This is a genomic window from Acetobacter okinawensis (assembly GCF_002153655.1).
Taxonomy (GTDB): Bacteria; Pseudomonadota; Alphaproteobacteria; order Acetobacterales; family Acetobacteraceae; genus Acetobacter; species Acetobacter okinawensis_A.
Map to the genome: position 1 here is coordinate 70097 of NZ_JOPJ01000009.1, position 14984 is coordinate 85080.

At 59.2% G+C, this 14984-nt stretch carries 10 protein-coding genes; 4 read left to right on the top strand and 6 right to left on the bottom strand.

Annotated elements, in window-relative coordinates; translation table 11 throughout:
- Nucleotide 1: 1 nt before the first annotated feature.
- Together bcsA and HK26_RS06075 are read left to right on the top strand one after the other, a co-directional pair.
- Nucleotides 2-2098: a UDP-forming cellulose synthase catalytic subunit gene (gene bcsA, locus HK26_RS06070; RefSeq protein WP_086638958.1), complete on the top strand. Its 2097-nt coding sequence runs from the start codon at nucleotides 2-4 to the stop codon at nucleotides 2096-2098.
- Nucleotides 2099-2284: 186 nt separating this feature from the next.
- Nucleotides 2285-2842: an HD-GYP domain-containing protein gene (locus tag HK26_RS06075; protein WP_180539357.1), complete on the top strand. Its 558-nt coding sequence runs from the start codon at nucleotides 2285-2287 to the stop codon at nucleotides 2840-2842.
- Between the two features lie 98 nt (nucleotides 2843-2940).
- Here the strand turns inward: HK26_RS06075 and HK26_RS06080 are convergent, their stop codons facing one another.
- From HK26_RS06080 to HK26_RS06090, 3 genes are read right to left on the bottom strand one after another with little or no spacing between them, the layout of a single operon-like run.
- Nucleotides 2941-4296 carry a dihydroorotase gene (locus HK26_RS06080; protein ID WP_086638960.1) on the bottom strand — a complete coding sequence of 452 codons (1356 nt, stop codon included), beginning with the start codon at nucleotides 4294-4296 and terminating at the stop codon, nucleotides 2941-2943.
- A gap of 11 nt (nucleotides 4297-4307) precedes the next feature.
- On the bottom strand, nucleotides 4308-5705 hold the full coding sequence (gene gorA / locus HK26_RS06085; RefSeq protein WP_086638961.1) for a glutathione-disulfide reductase: 1398 nt from the start codon (nucleotides 5703-5705) through the stop codon (nucleotides 4308-4310).
- Nucleotides 5706-5763: 58 nt separating this feature from the next.
- Nucleotides 5764-6660 (bottom strand): ferredoxin--NADP reductase, encoded by an 897-nt coding sequence (locus tag HK26_RS06090; RefSeq protein WP_025825442.1) that lies wholly within the window; start codon nucleotides 6658-6660, stop codon nucleotides 5764-5766.
- Nucleotides 6661-7021: 361 nt separating this feature from the next.
- Here HK26_RS06090 and HK26_RS06095 point away from each other — a divergent pair, with 361 nt between their 5' ends.
- Complete coding sequence (locus HK26_RS06095) at nucleotides 7022-9373, top strand: helicase-related protein (RefSeq protein ID WP_086638962.1); 2352 nt, start codon at nucleotides 7022-7024, stop codon at nucleotides 9371-9373.
- A gap of 13 nt (nucleotides 9374-9386) precedes the next feature.
- On the opposite strand, the gene HK26_RS06100 is transcribed toward HK26_RS06095, so the two are convergent.
- Together HK26_RS06100 and HK26_RS06105 are read right to left on the bottom strand one after the other, a co-directional pair.
- The gene (locus tag HK26_RS06100; protein ID WP_086638963.1) at nucleotides 9387-10337 is read right to left on the bottom strand and encodes an SDR family oxidoreductase; all 951 of its coding nucleotides are present in this window, start codon (nucleotides 10335-10337) and stop codon (nucleotides 9387-9389) included.
- Nucleotides 10334-10918, bottom strand: a complete 585-nt coding sequence (locus HK26_RS06105) for a DedA family protein (RefSeq protein WP_086639057.1) — start codon at nucleotides 10916-10918, stop codon at nucleotides 10334-10336. Before HK26_RS06105 ends, HK26_RS06100 begins: the two co-directional genes overlap by 4 nt.
- 261 nt (nucleotides 10919-11179) lie before the next feature.
- Here HK26_RS06105 and HK26_RS06110 point away from each other — a divergent pair, with 261 nt between their 5' ends.
- Nucleotides 11180-13144, top strand: a complete 1965-nt coding sequence (locus HK26_RS06110; RefSeq protein WP_257640881.1) for a S9 family peptidase — start codon at nucleotides 11180-11182, stop codon at nucleotides 13142-13144.
- A 70-nt stretch (nucleotides 13145-13214) separates the two neighbouring features.
- Here the strand turns inward: HK26_RS06110 and HK26_RS06115 are convergent, their stop codons facing one another.
- Nucleotides 13215-14843: an NAD-dependent malic enzyme gene (locus HK26_RS06115; RefSeq protein ID WP_086638965.1), complete on the bottom strand. Its 1629-nt coding sequence runs from the start codon at nucleotides 14841-14843 to the stop codon at nucleotides 13215-13217.
- Nucleotides 14844-14984: the final 141 nt, after the last annotated feature.

Here is a 14984-nt window from a genome sequence, read left to right on the forward strand (position 1 = left end):
TATGACTTTCACCCCACAACGCACCTCAAAGGTACTGCCTTATATCCTGATCACGGTCGGGACGGTGCTTGTTCTTGTGGCCAGTCAGGCTGTGGTTTCTCCCATTGCGCAGATTGTGCTGAGCGTGGGCGTGCTGCTCTGCGCATTTCTGATTCGTAAAAAGAATGGTTACCTTCCAAGTCTTTTGATGATCGGCCTGTCGACCTTTGTCACCCTGCGTTATATTTTCTGGCGTCTTTCATATACGCTGGCATTTGATGGGTGGTGGCAAAGCACGTTGATGCTGACGTTGCTTTTTGCGGAGACGTATTCGTGGATTATTCTGTTTCTGGGTTACATGCAGCTGTCATGGCCGCTCAACCGTAAGGAATGTTCTCTTCCAGAAGATAAAAACTTATGGCCCCACATAGATGTTTTTATTCCCACCTATAACGAGGATCTGGAGGTTGTCAGGAATACGGTTCTGGCAGCCATGACAATGGATTGGCCTGTAGGCAAACTCCATGTGTATTTGCTGGATGATGGGCGACGCCCCCTGTTTCAGGCGTTTGCGCAGGATGTTGGTGTGGGTTACATCACCCGTCCCAATAATGTGCATGCCAAGGCTGGCAACCTGAACAATGCCCTTATGCAGACCCATAGCGAACTGGTTGCTGTGTTTGACTGTGATCATATTCCGGTCAAAAGTTTTCTGGTGCGTACAATTGGGTGGATGGTGCTGAACCCACGTATTTCTCTTGTACAGACACCACAATATTTTTATTCGCTCGACCCGTTCCAGAGAAATCTGGACACTTATGGGCATATTCCACCAGAGAGTAATCTGTTCTACGGCCTAGTCCAGCCCGGCAACGACTTTTGGAATGCGACTCTTTTTTGCGGGTCCGGTGCCGTGCTGCGCCGCAAGGCTTTGGAAAGTATTCGTGGTTTTGCGGTTGAAACCGTGACGGAAGACGCCCACACATCCCTGAAAATGCAGCGCAAGGGGTGGGAGTCCGCTTATCTGCGCGAGACGCTGGCAGGTGGGTTGGCAACAGAAAGTCTGGCCCTGCATGTGGGGCAGCGTATCCGCTGGGCCAGAGGTATGGTGCAGATTTTCCGGATTGATAATCCATTGCTCGGGCGTGGGCTCAGCTTAGGGCAGCGGTTGTGTTACCTGTCCGCCATGCTGCATTTTTTCTTTCCAATTCCACGGCTTATTTTTCTTATAGCGCCTCTGGCATTTTTGTGTCTGGGGCAGAATATTATTTATGCCACACCGGCTGCGGTCATGATTTATGCCATACCGCATCTGTTACAGTCGCTTATCACCCAGTCCCGCATACAGGGGCGCTGGCGTTATTCGATCTGGAATTATGTCTATGAAACGTCAATAGCCATTTTTCTGGCGCCTGTTGTGTTGGTCGCGTTCTTTGCTCCTTCTCGCGGGACGTTTAACGTAACAGCAAAAGGTGGCCTGATTACAAAGGATTTTCTTGATACGCGTATGGTCCGTCCGAATGTGATCATGTGTTTTATCCTGATCATGGCGGCTATTGTGGGTGTTGTGGGAATGGTCGTGCACCGGGGCAACCCCCTGCTGTTCCAGACCTACGGTATGAATCTTTTATGGGTTCTGGCTAACCTTTTGATTGTCCTTGCAGCGATTACCGTTGGTTATGAGCGTAAGCAGAACCGCCGTGCTCCCCGCATTCCTGCGCAGTTGGCCGTAACCGTTATCGACCCTGTGGCGCAGCAACGCTATGCGGCCACAACGGTGGACCTCTCCAAAGGTGGGGTATCGCTCAGAATGAGTGACCCACTACCTGCCGGTCTGCAGACGGTGCATGTGGAATATATTAACCTGCACGATAAAATCACAATGAACGTGCCAGCCCAGATTATTAACCAACAGGGTACATTGGCCAGATTGGAGTGGAGAAACAGCACTCTGGGTGAGGAGACCGGGATTGTTGAAATGATTTTTGGCCGGAGTGATGCATGGTCCCATTGGAGCGACTATTCACGGGACAAGCCCTTGCATAGTTTTAATCTGCTGGCGCGTGGCATTATTAATTTTCTGCTGGTTGCAGTATTGCGCAGGCGCCCGATAGACTAATTTTTGTAGAAAACAGAACCATTTTGGTCCTTATAGCAGGCGGTTTTAGCGCATAGGTCTCAAAACTGTTTATTGAGATATGGTTTTGACTTCGCTATAGTTTACGGTCTACGCAACTGGTGTAAAAGAACGACCCGAATATTGTCACGCGAGGCTCATAAACTGTTTTCAGAATCAGATAAAATCTTGATCAAAAAGGCTGGGTCCATTCAGAATGGGCATGGGTACCGGGTTGGTAAGATCGCGTGCAAAATTGCCAAGCTGGCCGGGCTGCATAGTCTGGACATGAAAAAGCTGCGTCTTGCAGGCAAAATGCATGACACTGGCAAACTGCTCGTCCCCAGTACAATTCTTGAGGCGCCTCGCGCCTTGACCCCCGAGGAAAAAGCGATAGTCCGCCAGCATCCTTCCCTTGGGCTGGGTATTCTGCTCTGGCAAAAAAAGAATTTTCCCATAGAAGTTCTGGACGCCATGCTGATGCACCATGAACGATGGGATGGTGCAGGCTACCCGCTTGGGCTGAAGGAAGAACAGATACCGCTCGCGGTCCGTGTGATTACTCTGGCTGATGTGATAGACGCACTCGCGTCCCACAGGGAGTATCGTGGGGCGTGTGATATTGCTTTTATCCGCCATGAGCTGGAAGACGGGAAAGGATCACATTTTGATCCTGATCTGGCAGATGTATGCCTCAAACATCTGGATGAAATACTGGCGACCCGCCTGACCGCCAAAAAAGTTTAAGGCACAGCGACGCACCAGTTGCTGGAGCGCCATAGGGTAGTGATTGCCATTTAAAGCAGGGGTTTAATGGCAATCACCACAGGTCCGCTGGTTGTTGTTTATGCAGGGCGGTCCGTTGCATCAAAACGGAACGGCATGCCTGTTGCCTTGTCGGCCAGTGTGCCGTCCCACATAACTTGTTGCCCACGGATAATGGTGCCAATGGGTTTGCCGGTTAAGGTTTCACCCGTAAAGGGGGACCAGCCGCAGCGTGATGCCAGCCAGTCCTGCTCTATTGTCCAGCGGGCTTTAAGGTCCACAATGGTAAAGTCCGCATCATACCCCACGGCAATGCGGCCCTTGCGTACCAGCCCGAACAGGCGTTGCGGCCCTGCTGATGTCAGGTCCACCAGACGGCGTAGGGTCAGGCGGTGGTGGGCAACGTGGTTGAGCATAAGGGGCAGCAGTGTTTGCACCCCCGGCATGCCGGATGGGGATGCTGGGTAAGGCTTGCTCTTGTTGGCCAGCGTGTGTGGTGCGTGGTCCGAGCCAATGACATCAGGCATCCCCTGCGTGACCCAGTGCCACAGCCCATCGCGGTGGGCGGCGGAACGGATGGGGGGGTTCATCTGGGCAAAGGTGCCAAGGCGCGGGTAGGCGTCTTCCGCGGCAAGGGTAAGGTGCTGGGGGGTCAGCTCGCAGGTGGCAATGTCGCGGTGCTGGGAGATCAGCTCCAGTTCCGCCGGAGTGGTAATGTGCAGGATGTGCACGCGCCTGCCGGTTTTGCGGGCCAGATGCAAAACGCGCTGGGTGGCGCGCAAGGCGGTTTCATCATCACGCCAGACAGGGTGGGAGGCGGGGTCTCCTTCCACACGCTCGCCCATGCGTTCGAGCAGGCGGGATTCGTCTTCGGCGTGAATGGCCACGCGGCGCTGACCGGAGCGCAGGACACGTTCGAGCATGGCATCGTCGGAGACCAGCAGGTTGCCGGTAGAGGACCCCATGAACACCTTGATGCCCGCTGTGCCGGGCAGTTTTTCCAACGCTCCACACTGGTCGGCATTGTCGGATGTGGCGCCAACGTAAAAGGCATGGTCACACCACATCCGGCCTTTGGCGCGGGCCAGCTTGTCGGCCACGGCCTCGGGCGTGGAGGTGGTGGGCTTGGTGTTCGGCATTTCAAAAACGCCGGTGACGCCGCCCAGTACGGCAGAGCGGCTGCCGGTTTCAAGGTCTTCATTCTCCACCGCACCGGGTTCACGAAAATGGACCTGTGTATCAATCACGCCGGGCAGAATGGTCAGGCCGGTGCAATCCACCACACGTGCAGCGTCCGCCGTGCCGCCAATGGCGCTGATCTGGCCATTGCGGACATAGACCGTTGTTTCCACCGTGCCATCAGGCAGGACTACGGAGCCATTTTTAAGGGCCAGATCATGGGACTGCCGGGGAGTGTTTTGTGTGGGTGTGGCCATGGGCTCTGTCCTTACTTTTCAGCTTTGGGGGTGACACGCGTGCGGGTGCGCATGGTCACCAGCTCTTCGGCCGAGGTGGGGTGGATGCCGATTGTGCGGTCAAAGTCAGCTTTGGTCAGCCCGGCCGTTACGGCAATGGCAACAGCCTGAAGCATTTCCGGTGCATCGTCACCCAGAATGTGCACGCCAACCACTTTCTGGCTTGGCTGATCGACAACCAGTTTCATGACCGTTTTGCGTACGCGGCCTGCCAGTGTGTAGCGCATGGGGTTGAAGCGGGTCAGGTAAATATCCACAGCCCCGTTTTGTGCGGCCTCTTCTTCCGTCAGCCCCACTGTTGCAAGGGGGGGAGAGAAAAAGACAGCCTTGGGCGTGGTCGCGTAGCACCACTGGCGTGCGGGGGCCTTGCCATACAGGCGATCAGCCAGATTATGGCCTTCTGCAATGGCAACCGGCGTTAAGTTGATGCGGTCGGTTACGTCCCCAATGGCGTAAATGCCGGGGTGTGTGGTCTCGCTCTTGGCATCGACCTGAATGCGGCCGTTTTCGGCAGTGGCTATGGAGGTGTTGCCCAGCCCCAGAGAGTCGATTTTGGGGCGGCGGCCTGTCGCCATGAAAATGCAGTCCGCGCTCAGGGTCTGCCCGTTATCCAGCGTAAGGTTCAGCCCTGTTTGCGTGCGGGTAATGCTGGTGGGGTTGACGTGGCGGTGCTGGGTAATGCCGCGTGCTTCTATGGCATCGGCCAGTGCCGTGCGCATGTCCGGGTCAAAGCCACGCAGGGGCAGGTCACGGCGGTAAACCAGCTCCACGCTGGAGCCAAGACCTGCAAAAATACCAGCAAATTCAACGCCAATATACCCGCTGCCAATCATGACCACCTTTTGGGGGCGCTGTGGCAGGGAAAATGCCTGATCCGAGGTAATGGCCAGCTCGGCACCGGGAATATCGAGTTTGGTCGGCGTGGAGCCGGTGGCGATAACAATGCGCTCGGCGGTTATGGTGCGGGGCTGCTCGGCGGGGGCTAGGGGGGAGGGCGTAATGCGCAGCGTGTGCCCGTCCACAAATTCGGCATGGCCGGTAAAGAGGGTAATGCCTGCTTTTTCCAGCATGGAAACATAAATGCCGTTCAGGCGCGTGATCTCGCGGTCCTGTGCGGCAATCAGGGCGGGCCAGTCATGGGTGCCGGGGGCTGTGGACCAGCCAAAGCCGTGGCTGTCCTCCACCATGGCGGCGTAGTCGCTGGCCATGACCATAAGCTTTTTGGGGACACACCCAAGGTTGACGCATGTGCCACCCCAGTGGCGGCTTTCCACCACGCCCACGCGCGCGCCATGGCCTGCGGCAATGCGCGCGCACCGCACACCGCCGGAGCCTGCTCCTATGACCAGAAGATCAAAGTCATACGTCATGGGGCAGGGCTCCTTGGGTGCTGGGCTGTGGGTCTTTTACAGTAAGGTGGGGTTAGCCTTAGCGTTCGGCAAACGCTTTTTCCACCACGTACGCGCCGGGGGTGGACATGTTGCCTTCATCAAACCCGCGGGCCTGAAGCAGGGCTTCCGTGTCGGCCAGCATTTCGGGCGAGCCGCAGATCATCACGCGGTCATGCTCGGGGTCGAGTGCGGGAATGTTCAGATCGGTAAAGATCTTACCGCTTTCAATCAGCTTGGTAATGCGGTCGGTAACGGCAAAGTCTTCACGCGTGACAGCCGGGTAGTAGAGCAGCTTGCCGCTAATGTCCTCACCAAGGAACTCGTGCTGGGGCAGTTCATGGCGGATGTGGTTGGCATAGGCCAGTTCGCCGGAAATGCGCACGGTGTGGCTCAGAATCACGTGGTCGTAGCGCTCATAGCACTCAGGGTCCTTGATCAGGCTCATGAAGGGAGCCAGACCGGTGCCGGTGGACAGGAAGTACAGGTTACGGCCGGGGCGCAGGTTGTCCAGCAGCAGGGTGCCGGTGGGCTTGCGTCCGATCAGAACCGTATCGCCCACCTTGACGTGGCGCAGGCGCGAGGTCAGCGGACCATCAGGCACGGCAATGGAGAGGAACTCCATTTCATCCGCATAATTGGGGGAGGCAATGGAGTAGGCGCGCAGCAGCGGCTTGCCGTCCACTTCAATCCCGATCATGGCGAACTGGCCGTTTTCAAACCGCAGGCCGGGGTCACGCGTGGTGGTGAAGGTGAACAGGCGGTCGGTCCAGTGGTGCACGGTAAGCACCTTGGCCGGGTAAAGGTGCCCATATTCCTTTGTCGGGGGGGCAAGGTGCCACACGCCGTCCTGCCCTTCTACCGGCAGCAGGCTGCTTGGCACTTCAGAGGCGGACATCCGGGGGAGAACGTCGTTATCAAGAATGGTTTCAGACATGGACCGCTTTGTACTCCGCTTATAGCAGATCAGAGAGATGGTGCGCTTTTGCCCACAGGGGGCAGTGCTTCAACAGGCAAAAGGCAACCCTGGTGCTTAGGCGGCGTTTTTAAGGGGCAGGCGCGTGGGACGCCAGTGCAAATTCGTCACAAGACGTGTTCCCGCTTCACACAGCAGGGCAGGAACAGCCTCGCTTGGAAGCCACAAACCGCCATTGGCGGGCACAATGGGCACAAGGTGGCTGCCATATCAAGCGTAATTGCACGCCCGACCACGATGATGGGGGCGAATGTTTGATTTTTCCATGAAGTCTGGGGCAAGGCCCATTGTTCCGCAGCGCGGGATGACGCAAAAGTAGAGTATGACGTCAGATAGCCCTGCCTCCCCCGCGCGTGAAGCGCTTGCCCGTGCCGTGGCCCAGACGGGCCTGTTGCCCGAACCCAAGGAAGAAACCGAGGTCCTGCGCCGGATTGCCCGCGCACTTGAGCCCGGAGCGCGCGAGGTACCGGCAGAGGTCTATTGCGCAGCACTTTGTCAGGTGCGGCGTAAAAAATGGATTTCCCGCCTGCTGGACCGCACGCGCCGCAGTGGCCGAATCTGGATCACGCGGGAGGAAATAGAAGAGGCTGTGGGGGGGATTACCGACCCCGCAGCAGATGATCAGGCGCTTGAGCAGGCTCTGGCGCCGGTCAGTCTGGCCCGCCTGCGTGGGTATGGGGCATCCCCCCGTGCAGCATTTGCGGCCATTCAGGCGGATCTGGTGGATATCGGGCGCGTGCCTTCCCCCGCCCAGACAGACCTTTTGCTTATGGCGGTCGCCATTGCATTTGGCCTGCCCGAAGGTGACCCCTTCCTCGAGACGGTGCGTAAGGAAGAAGCACAGCGCCAGACTGCGGTCAGCCGGATTGAAAAAACTGCCCAGAGCAGGCGGGAGCAGGAGGAAGAGCAGCTCAAGGCGTGGGAGAGCAGCCTTGTGCCGTTCAACGAGGTACCGCGTCTGCTCCATTGCTCCCACCGTGAGGCCCTGCGCTGGATTGCCGAGAACAGGCTCCCGGTCGCACGTAAGGTGCAGGAACCCGGTGGGCGGGAGCGGTGGGAGTTTGACCCCGCAGCCCTTGTGGCCCTGCGGGGCAACCTGTCCGAGTGGCGGAGGGATGAGCGTGGCCCCGCCAGCACTCCGGGCAAGGGCAAACATGCGCCCGATATGGGGCGTAAGGTGGCTAATGCCGTAATCGCCCGCGTGGCGGCGCTGGATAAGTATGCGGCGCACTTTCGCACCGCCCGTGCTCTTAACCGCCAGATCACGCTTGTTACCGGGCCGACCAACAGCGGCAAGTCCTATACGGCACTCAACGCGCTGGCGCAGGCGGAGAGCGGGCTGGCTCTGGCGCCCCTGCGCCTGCTGGCCCATGAGTTCCGCGAGGCACTGGCGGCCCGTGGAGTCGAGGCGTCCCTGTCCACCGGGGAGGAACGGATTGAGGTGCCGGGCAGCAGGCATCTGGCCGCAACGGTGGAAATGTGTCCGTTCTACAGCCCTGTAGATGTGGCCGTGATCGATGAAGCCCAGATGCTGTTTGATACGGACCGTGGAGCCGCATGGACAGCAGCCATTATGGGCGCTCCGGCCCGCCACCTGTATGTGCTCGGAGCACCGGACTGTATTCCCATGGTACGCCGGATTGCCGAGTTGTGCGGGGACCCGCTGGACGAGATCTCGCTCGAGCGTAAAAGCCCCCTCAAGGCCGCCAGCCAGCCTGTGCGGCTGGCCGACCTTGGCGCGGGGGATGCGCTGATCGCTTTTTCCCGCAGGGAGGTTCTGGACCTGCGCGCCGCCCTTATGCAGCATGGCAAGCGTGTGGCGGTGGTGTACGGTGCGCTCAGCCCGGAGGTACGCCGGGCCGAGGCACAGCGCTTCAACAACGGTCAGGCCGATATTCTGGTGGCAACAGACGCCATTGGCATGGGGCTGAACCTGTCCATCAAGCGGGTGGTGTTTGCAGCGCTTAAAAAATACGATGGCCGCCAGACCCGTGACCTGACCGTGCAGGAGGTCAAGCAGATTGGCGGGCGCGCCGGGCGCTTTGGCAAGCACGAGACAGGCATTGTGGCTGTGCTGGCGGGGGCGGGTAGCCCCAGTTTTGTCAGGCGTCAGCTTGATGCTGACCCGGAAATGCCAGAGGACCTGCGCCCCTATGTGCAGCCCGATGCGGATATCGTCAAAGCTGTTGCGTCAGAAATAGGGTCGCAAAGCCTGTATGGTGTGCTCTCGCGCATTCACAGGGCGGTTCTGCGCAAGGATGACCCCAACTACCGTCTCTCAGACATGGAGCAGGCATTTGCCATTGCCTCTGCTCTGGAGGGGGTGGAAGGGCTGGACCTGACCACCCGCTGGTCCTACGCCATGTGCCCGGTGGATGACCGGGATAACGGGATCAGGCGTCTGGTGGGTTGGGCAGCAGATCACGCGGCGGGCCGCCGGGTTCTGCCGCCGGGTACAGGGCCGCTGCCATCAGCAGAGCGGGCCGGGCGGGAAGAGCTGGAACGGGCCGAAAAGCGCCACAAGCGGCTTGTGGCGTGGCGCTGGCTGGCGCTGCGCTTCCCCAGCATTTACCCCGACCGCGAAGAGGCGGAAGACACAACCCGTAAGCTCAATGACTGGATTGAACGGGTTCTGCGCCAGCAGAGCCGCGCGCGCCGTTCCACACACGGGTAAGTGGGGCGCGCCCTTACCACGCGGTGTTGGTCAGCCGTTCCGAAATATCCCAAAGGCGGGCTGCCGTGCTGGCCTTGCGTGCGGTAGCGGGGACAATAGCCGGGCCGGGGGGGCCACGGCGCTCGCCCGCGCTCTGTGGTCCGTAATAATCGCCATCACGCGCCTGGGGGGAGAGGGCTGCATAAAGCAGTGGCTCTGCCCCTGCGGCAGCAGACTGGCCCATGACGCGCAAGACAGCCGTGCCCAGCGTCTGCTCAATGAACCCCAGCGGTTTGGGCAGGGTTGAGGCCTGCCCATTGGCCACAATGGACGTGGCTGCCCAGCCGGGGTGAGCCGCGCGGGCATGCAGGTTCCAGCCACGTTCCCCCGCCCTGCGTGCCAGCTCCTGTGCAAACAGCAGATTGGCCAGCTTGCTCTGCTGGTACGCGCCAAACGGGCTGTAACGATGGCGGGACTGGAGGTCATTGAAGTGGAGAGTGTTCTTGGCCGCGGCAAGGCTTGCCACGCTCACAAGGACGCCGCCGCCGTTTGCTGCTTCCAGCAGGGGGCGCAGGTGTGCACTCAGGGCAAAATGACCCAGATGATTCACACCGAACTGGAGCTCGAATCCGTCCTGCGTTTCCATCCGGCGGGTCGGGGCCATGATCCCGGCATTATTGATCTGAATATCAATGTGGTCCGTAAGGTCTGCAACCGCACGGGCGCATGTGGCTACGGAACGGAGGCAGGCCAGATCAAGCGGGAGCAGCGTGACATCCGCCTGTGGGCAGGCCGCCAGCAGGCGCTCCAGCGCGCTTTGTCCCCTGTCGGGGTTGCGTATGGGAAGGAGGAGCCTTGCGCCACGGTGGGCAAGGCCAAGAGCGGCCTCAAACCCCAGACCGCTGTTGGCTCCGGTTACCAGTGCGACACGGCCATGCAGGGGGGGCTGTGTGTTGCTGACCCGCCAGGGGCTGCGGCCCATCATGGCAGGGGGGACATGAGCTGTTCATCCTGTTCGGCTGCTTTCATGGCTTCCTCCGTCAGACGTTTTTCGTTGTGCTTGATGAACACGAACAAAGCACTGATCACCACCAGAGTTGCCGCACCAAAACCCACGGCCAGCCAGCCGGAGAGTCTGGCAATCTCGCTGCCCAGCAGATAGGCGCAGAGTGTGTATCCACCAGCCCAGAACACGCCGCCAAGCGCGTTATAGAACAGGAACGTATGCCAGGGCATACGGTTCGCTCCGGCCAGTATGGCTACAAACATCCGCAGGATAGCCACAAAGCGGCCAAAGAAAATAACCGGACCGCCATGTTTGAGAAAAACATAGCGCCCCAGCAGAAGGCGCTCGGGGGTCAGGCCAAAGCGTGGGCCATGTTTGCGCAGAAGGCCAAGGCCCAGACGGTGGCCAAGCAGGTAACCCAGATTATCCCCCATGATCGCCCCCGTGACCCCGGCAACAATAATGCCCTGAATCTGGAGTTTGTGGGTGGTCGCGCAAAAAATGGCGCCTGTAATAAGCAGGCTTTCCGCAGGCAGGGGCAGCCCCATGCTTTCCAGCATGACAACAACCCCCACCACCCCATAGCCATAGCGGGTGAATAGGGTTGTCAGATAATCAAGCGAAAAGATGGATTCCAAAGCGTGTAACAGAACAGACAATCCAATTCACAGATAACATCAGCAGTGGGGAGGAGCAGAGTCGCTCCCGCCATGTCAAGCCCGCAGAAGAAAACAGAGGCATCGCTCCATAGTGCCTAGCATGGAATGGAGCGCGATACATGCCTTTCCGCCCAAGGCGTTTTGCATGATAGACTGTACCGCATGATGGAACAGAATACAGTGCCAGCCCCATTGCTCCAGCCCCTACGCTGTGGCAGTTGGCCTTCACCCGTAACCGCTACGCTGGTGGCGGGTAAAAGCCTGAGCTTTTCAGAGGTACGCGCCACCGGCCAGAGTGTGTTCTGGCTGGAGCGCCGCCCGGCAGAAGGGGGGCGGACGGTGCTCATGCGCTGGGCAGAACCGGATGGCGTGGTGGAAGTGTTGCCCACGGATGCGGATGTTGGCACCCGTGTGCATGAGTATGGCGGCGGGGCTTATGCGGTGGCGCCACACGGCATTGTCTATACGCACAGACGCACGGCGCAGGTCTGGTTTTTGGCGCAAGGGGCCGTGCAGCCCACTCTGCTGGCTGGCGCGCAGGACGTGCGCTTTGCCGACCTGCGGTTTGACCCGCTCAGTCGCGCGGTCATGGCTGTGCGTGAAGACCATAGACGCGCGGGGGAGCCGCAGGCCGCACTGGTCACACTAGGGGCGCACGCAGGGGCAGAGGGTCTTGTGCTGCAGACCGGGGCAGATTTTTACATGTCCCCCACCTGCTCGCCCGATGGCACAACGCTGGTCTGGATTGAATGGGACCACCCCAATATGCCGTGGGATTCCACACGCCTGTGCATGGGCCGTATTGTGCGCAGTGCGGATGGCAGCCTGTGTGCGCTGGAAGATGTGCGGGTGCTGGCAGGCGCTGCGGGGGGCGAGTCGCTGGTGGAACCACGCTGGACAGCGGATGGACGGCTGCTTGTAATTTCCGACCGGTGTGAGCGCTGGAGAATCTGGGAGGTGCTGTGCCAGCCTGAGCCCCATCTTGTAGCCTATTCCATGCCGGAGGGGGAAATCGGGCAGCCTGCATGGGTGTTCGGCCAAAGCAGTTATCAGCCTCTGGCCAATGGCGGCTGTGTGGCCCTGAGCGTGCAGAACGGGGTGAGCCAGTGCTTTGAGCGCATGGCCAATGCACAGGTGCGGCCTTTTGCAGCAAGCCCCGAGCAGTGCCCCGTTGCTCTGGCAGATGGGCAGTTTGCATGGGTTCAGGCCCCAGCCGATGCGCTGCCTGCTGTTGTTGTGGGTACTGCGCAGCAGGGTGTGGCGCGGGTGCTGCGCCGTTCTGCCGTAATGGATTTACAGGCGGCGGATATTTCCGGCCCCGAATCGGTGCGTTTTGCGGTGGATGGCGCGGATGCGCCGTTGGGTCACGCATTTTTCTATCCCCCGGCCAATAGCAGGGCGCGTGTGCCACAGGGCGAAAAACCGCCCATGATCGTACTGGTGCATGGCGGGCCAACTGCCCGGGCGCAGGAGGGTTTTTCCTTTAAGGTCCAGTGGTGGACATCCCGCGGGTTTGCCGTGCTGGATGTGAATTACGGTGGCTCTACGGGCTTTGGGCGTGCATGGCGGAACAGGCTGCAAGGGCAGTGGGGTGTTGTGGACGTGGCAGACTGTATTGCCGCCTGCCGGCATATGGTGGCCACGGGCCGGGTAGACCCAAAGCGAATCGCCATTCGTGGCTCCAGTGCTGGCGGCATGACAGTTCTTCTGGCATTGGCGACTTCGGACCTGTTTGCGGCAGGGGTCAGCCTGTACGGTGTGACCGACCTGCGTGCGCTGGCGCAGGAGACCCATAAGTTTGAAGCCCGTTATCTGGACGGTCTGGTTGGCCCATGGCCAGAAGCCGAAGATGTTTATGTCGCGCGTTCGCCCCTGTCCGTAGCGAATCGGATTCGCGCTCCCGTGCTCCTGTTGCAGGGGGAGGAGGATGAGGTCGTCCCGCCGTCTCAGGCGCACGCCATGGCTGCGGCCCTGCGTGCTGCAGGGGCGGCCTGCACCTTGCATGAGTTCCCCGGTGAGGGACATGGTTTTCGTAAGGAGGCGACCCTACGTCAGGCCCTGCAAATGGAGCTGGCGTTCTATGGTCGGGTTTTTGGGTTTGACCCCGCGCCCGCAGACGATGCCTGACTGAGCGCCCCCCGAATCGGTGCTGGCAGAGTTGGTTTTCATCTCTGCCAGCAGCGCTGCCGGGTAAAAATTATTCCGCGTAATGCGGGGTGTAGGTCAGGCTTTCAATCCACGCGCGGATATCCTTTGGCCGCTCTACCGTGGCGGCACCCTGATCGAAAATAAATTCAGCAATACGTGTGGCCGAGGTGATGGAGACGTCCAGAATATCGCTCTGGGGCGGGAACAGACGCCCCCGCTCTTGTGCCGCAAGGTCCACCTGATCGGCCAGTGCGCGGGCGCTCTCAATAATCAGCTCATCGGTGATGTGGCGTGGGCAGGTAGCGTAAACAGCCAGCCCCAGTGCCGGGAAGATATAAAAATTATTGGCCTGACCGGGGTAGAAAGTCCGCCCGTTCAGGCTCACTTCGGGGAACTGTAGCCCCGCAGCAAAAAGAGCCTGCCCGTTTGACCACTCATAGGCCTGTTCGGCAGTACATTCTGCGTTTTTTTGCGGCAGGGAGAGGGGGAAAATAATGGGGCGCTCGTTCAGCGCACTCATGGCCTCTACAATCTCCTGCGTAAAGGCACCACCGGAGGTGGAGACACCAATAAGCACGGTGGGTTTGAGTGTCTGCACCATGCTCAGCAGGTCACGTGAGGGGGGGAGGGACTTGGCGTAGCGCTTTTGCTGTGGTGTCAGGTCGGTGCGGGTTTTTTCCAGCAGGCCGTCCACATCCATGAGGGTAATGCGCGCAAGGGCATCCTGCTCGCTCATGCCTTCCTGCTTCAGGGCAGATACAAGCATATCCGCTGTGCCAAGGCCGGAAGACCCAGCACCAAGGAACAGGAACCGCTGCTGGGACAGTGTTTCGTTCTTGATTTTGAGTGCTGTAATCAGGCCTGCCAGCGTAACGGCCGCCGTGCCCTGAATATCATCATTATAACACAGGACCTTGTTACGGTATGTCTCAAGGTAATGGAGGGCGTCCGTGCCTTTCCAGTCCTCAAAATGCAGGCAGCAGTGGGGAAAAACATCCTGAACGGCCTGCACAAATTCTTCTACAAATCCGTCCAGCTCTTCCAGCGGTGGCGGTTCGCGGCGTAGGCCAAGGTAAAGCGGGTCTGCGCGCAGGGCACTGTTTGTGGTGCCAATATCCAGTTGTACGGGCAGCAGCACCTCGGGCGGAACAGCGCCACAAGCGGTGTAAAGGTCGAGCTTGCCAATGGGGATGCCCATGCCATTTACGCCAATATCGCCCAGTCCCAGAATACGCCCGCCAGTGGTTACGCACAGGAAGCGCACGTTCTCCATGGGCCAGTTGCGCAGCACGTCGCGGATTCGGCCCCGCATGTCCAGGCTGATGTACATGCCACGGGGGCGGCGGTAGATATGGCTGAACTGCTGGCAGACTGCCGCCAGAGTAGGGGCGTAGACAATAGGTACAAACTGCGCTGGGTTGGACATGAGCACGCGATAGAACAATGTCTGGTTCTGGTCACGCAGGCCGCTCAGATAGATATAGCGCTCCAGATTACTGGGTTTGGCTTCCAGATGTCTGTGGATTCGTTCTACCTGCCTGTCCAGTGTTTCCACCTGTGTGGGCAGGAGGCCTTCCAGCCCGTATTCACGCCGTTCTGCCTCGGTAAATGCGGTGCCCTTGTTGAGCAGGGCATTGTTGAGCAGGGCTGTTCCTCTAAGAGTCGGTGCGGAAGGCATGGTCACTCCTTGGCAAAGCAAAAACCACGTAAGGCTAACAGACAAGGATACAACCCGGAACTCGGCGGAGTGTTCCAAAGGCCGCAATGGGTTTGCTGAGTTTGCAGGGCAGATGGACGGTGCGGAACAGCAATAAAAAAG

Bases quoted from the DNA above. Each gene is read 5' to 3' on its own strand.
- HK26_RS06080 (WP_086638960.1), bottom strand. From the start codon at position 4,296: ATGGCCACACCCACACAAAACACTCCCCGGCAGTCCCATGATCTGGCC.
- bcsA (WP_086638958.1), top strand. From the start codon at position 2: ATGACTTTCACCCCACAACGCACCTCAAAGGTACTGCCTTATATCCTG.
- HK26_RS06110 (WP_257640881.1), top strand. From the start codon at position 11,180: ATGATGGAACAGAATACAGTGCCAGCCCCATTGCTCCAGCCCCTACGC.
- HK26_RS06090 (WP_025825442.1), bottom strand. From the start codon at position 6,660: ATGTCTGAAACCATTCTTGATAACGACGTTCTCCCCCGGATGTCCGCC.
- HK26_RS06100 (WP_086638963.1), bottom strand. From the start codon at position 10,337: ATGATGGGCCGCAGCCCCTGGCGGGTCAGCAACACACAGCCCCCCCTG.
- gorA (WP_086638961.1), bottom strand. From the start codon at position 5,705: ATGACGTATGACTTTGATCTTCTGGTCATAGGAGCAGGCTCCGGCGGT.
- HK26_RS06105 (WP_086639057.1), bottom strand. From the start codon at position 10,918: ATGCTGGAAAGCATGGGGCTGCCCCTGCCTGCGGAAAGCCTGCTTATT.
- HK26_RS06095 (WP_086638962.1), top strand. From the start codon at position 7,022: ATGACGTCAGATAGCCCTGCCTCCCCCGCGCGTGAAGCGCTTGCCCGT.
- HK26_RS06115 (WP_086638965.1), bottom strand. From the start codon at position 14,843: ATGCCTTCCGCACCGACTCTTAGAGGAACAGCCCTGCTCAACAATGCC.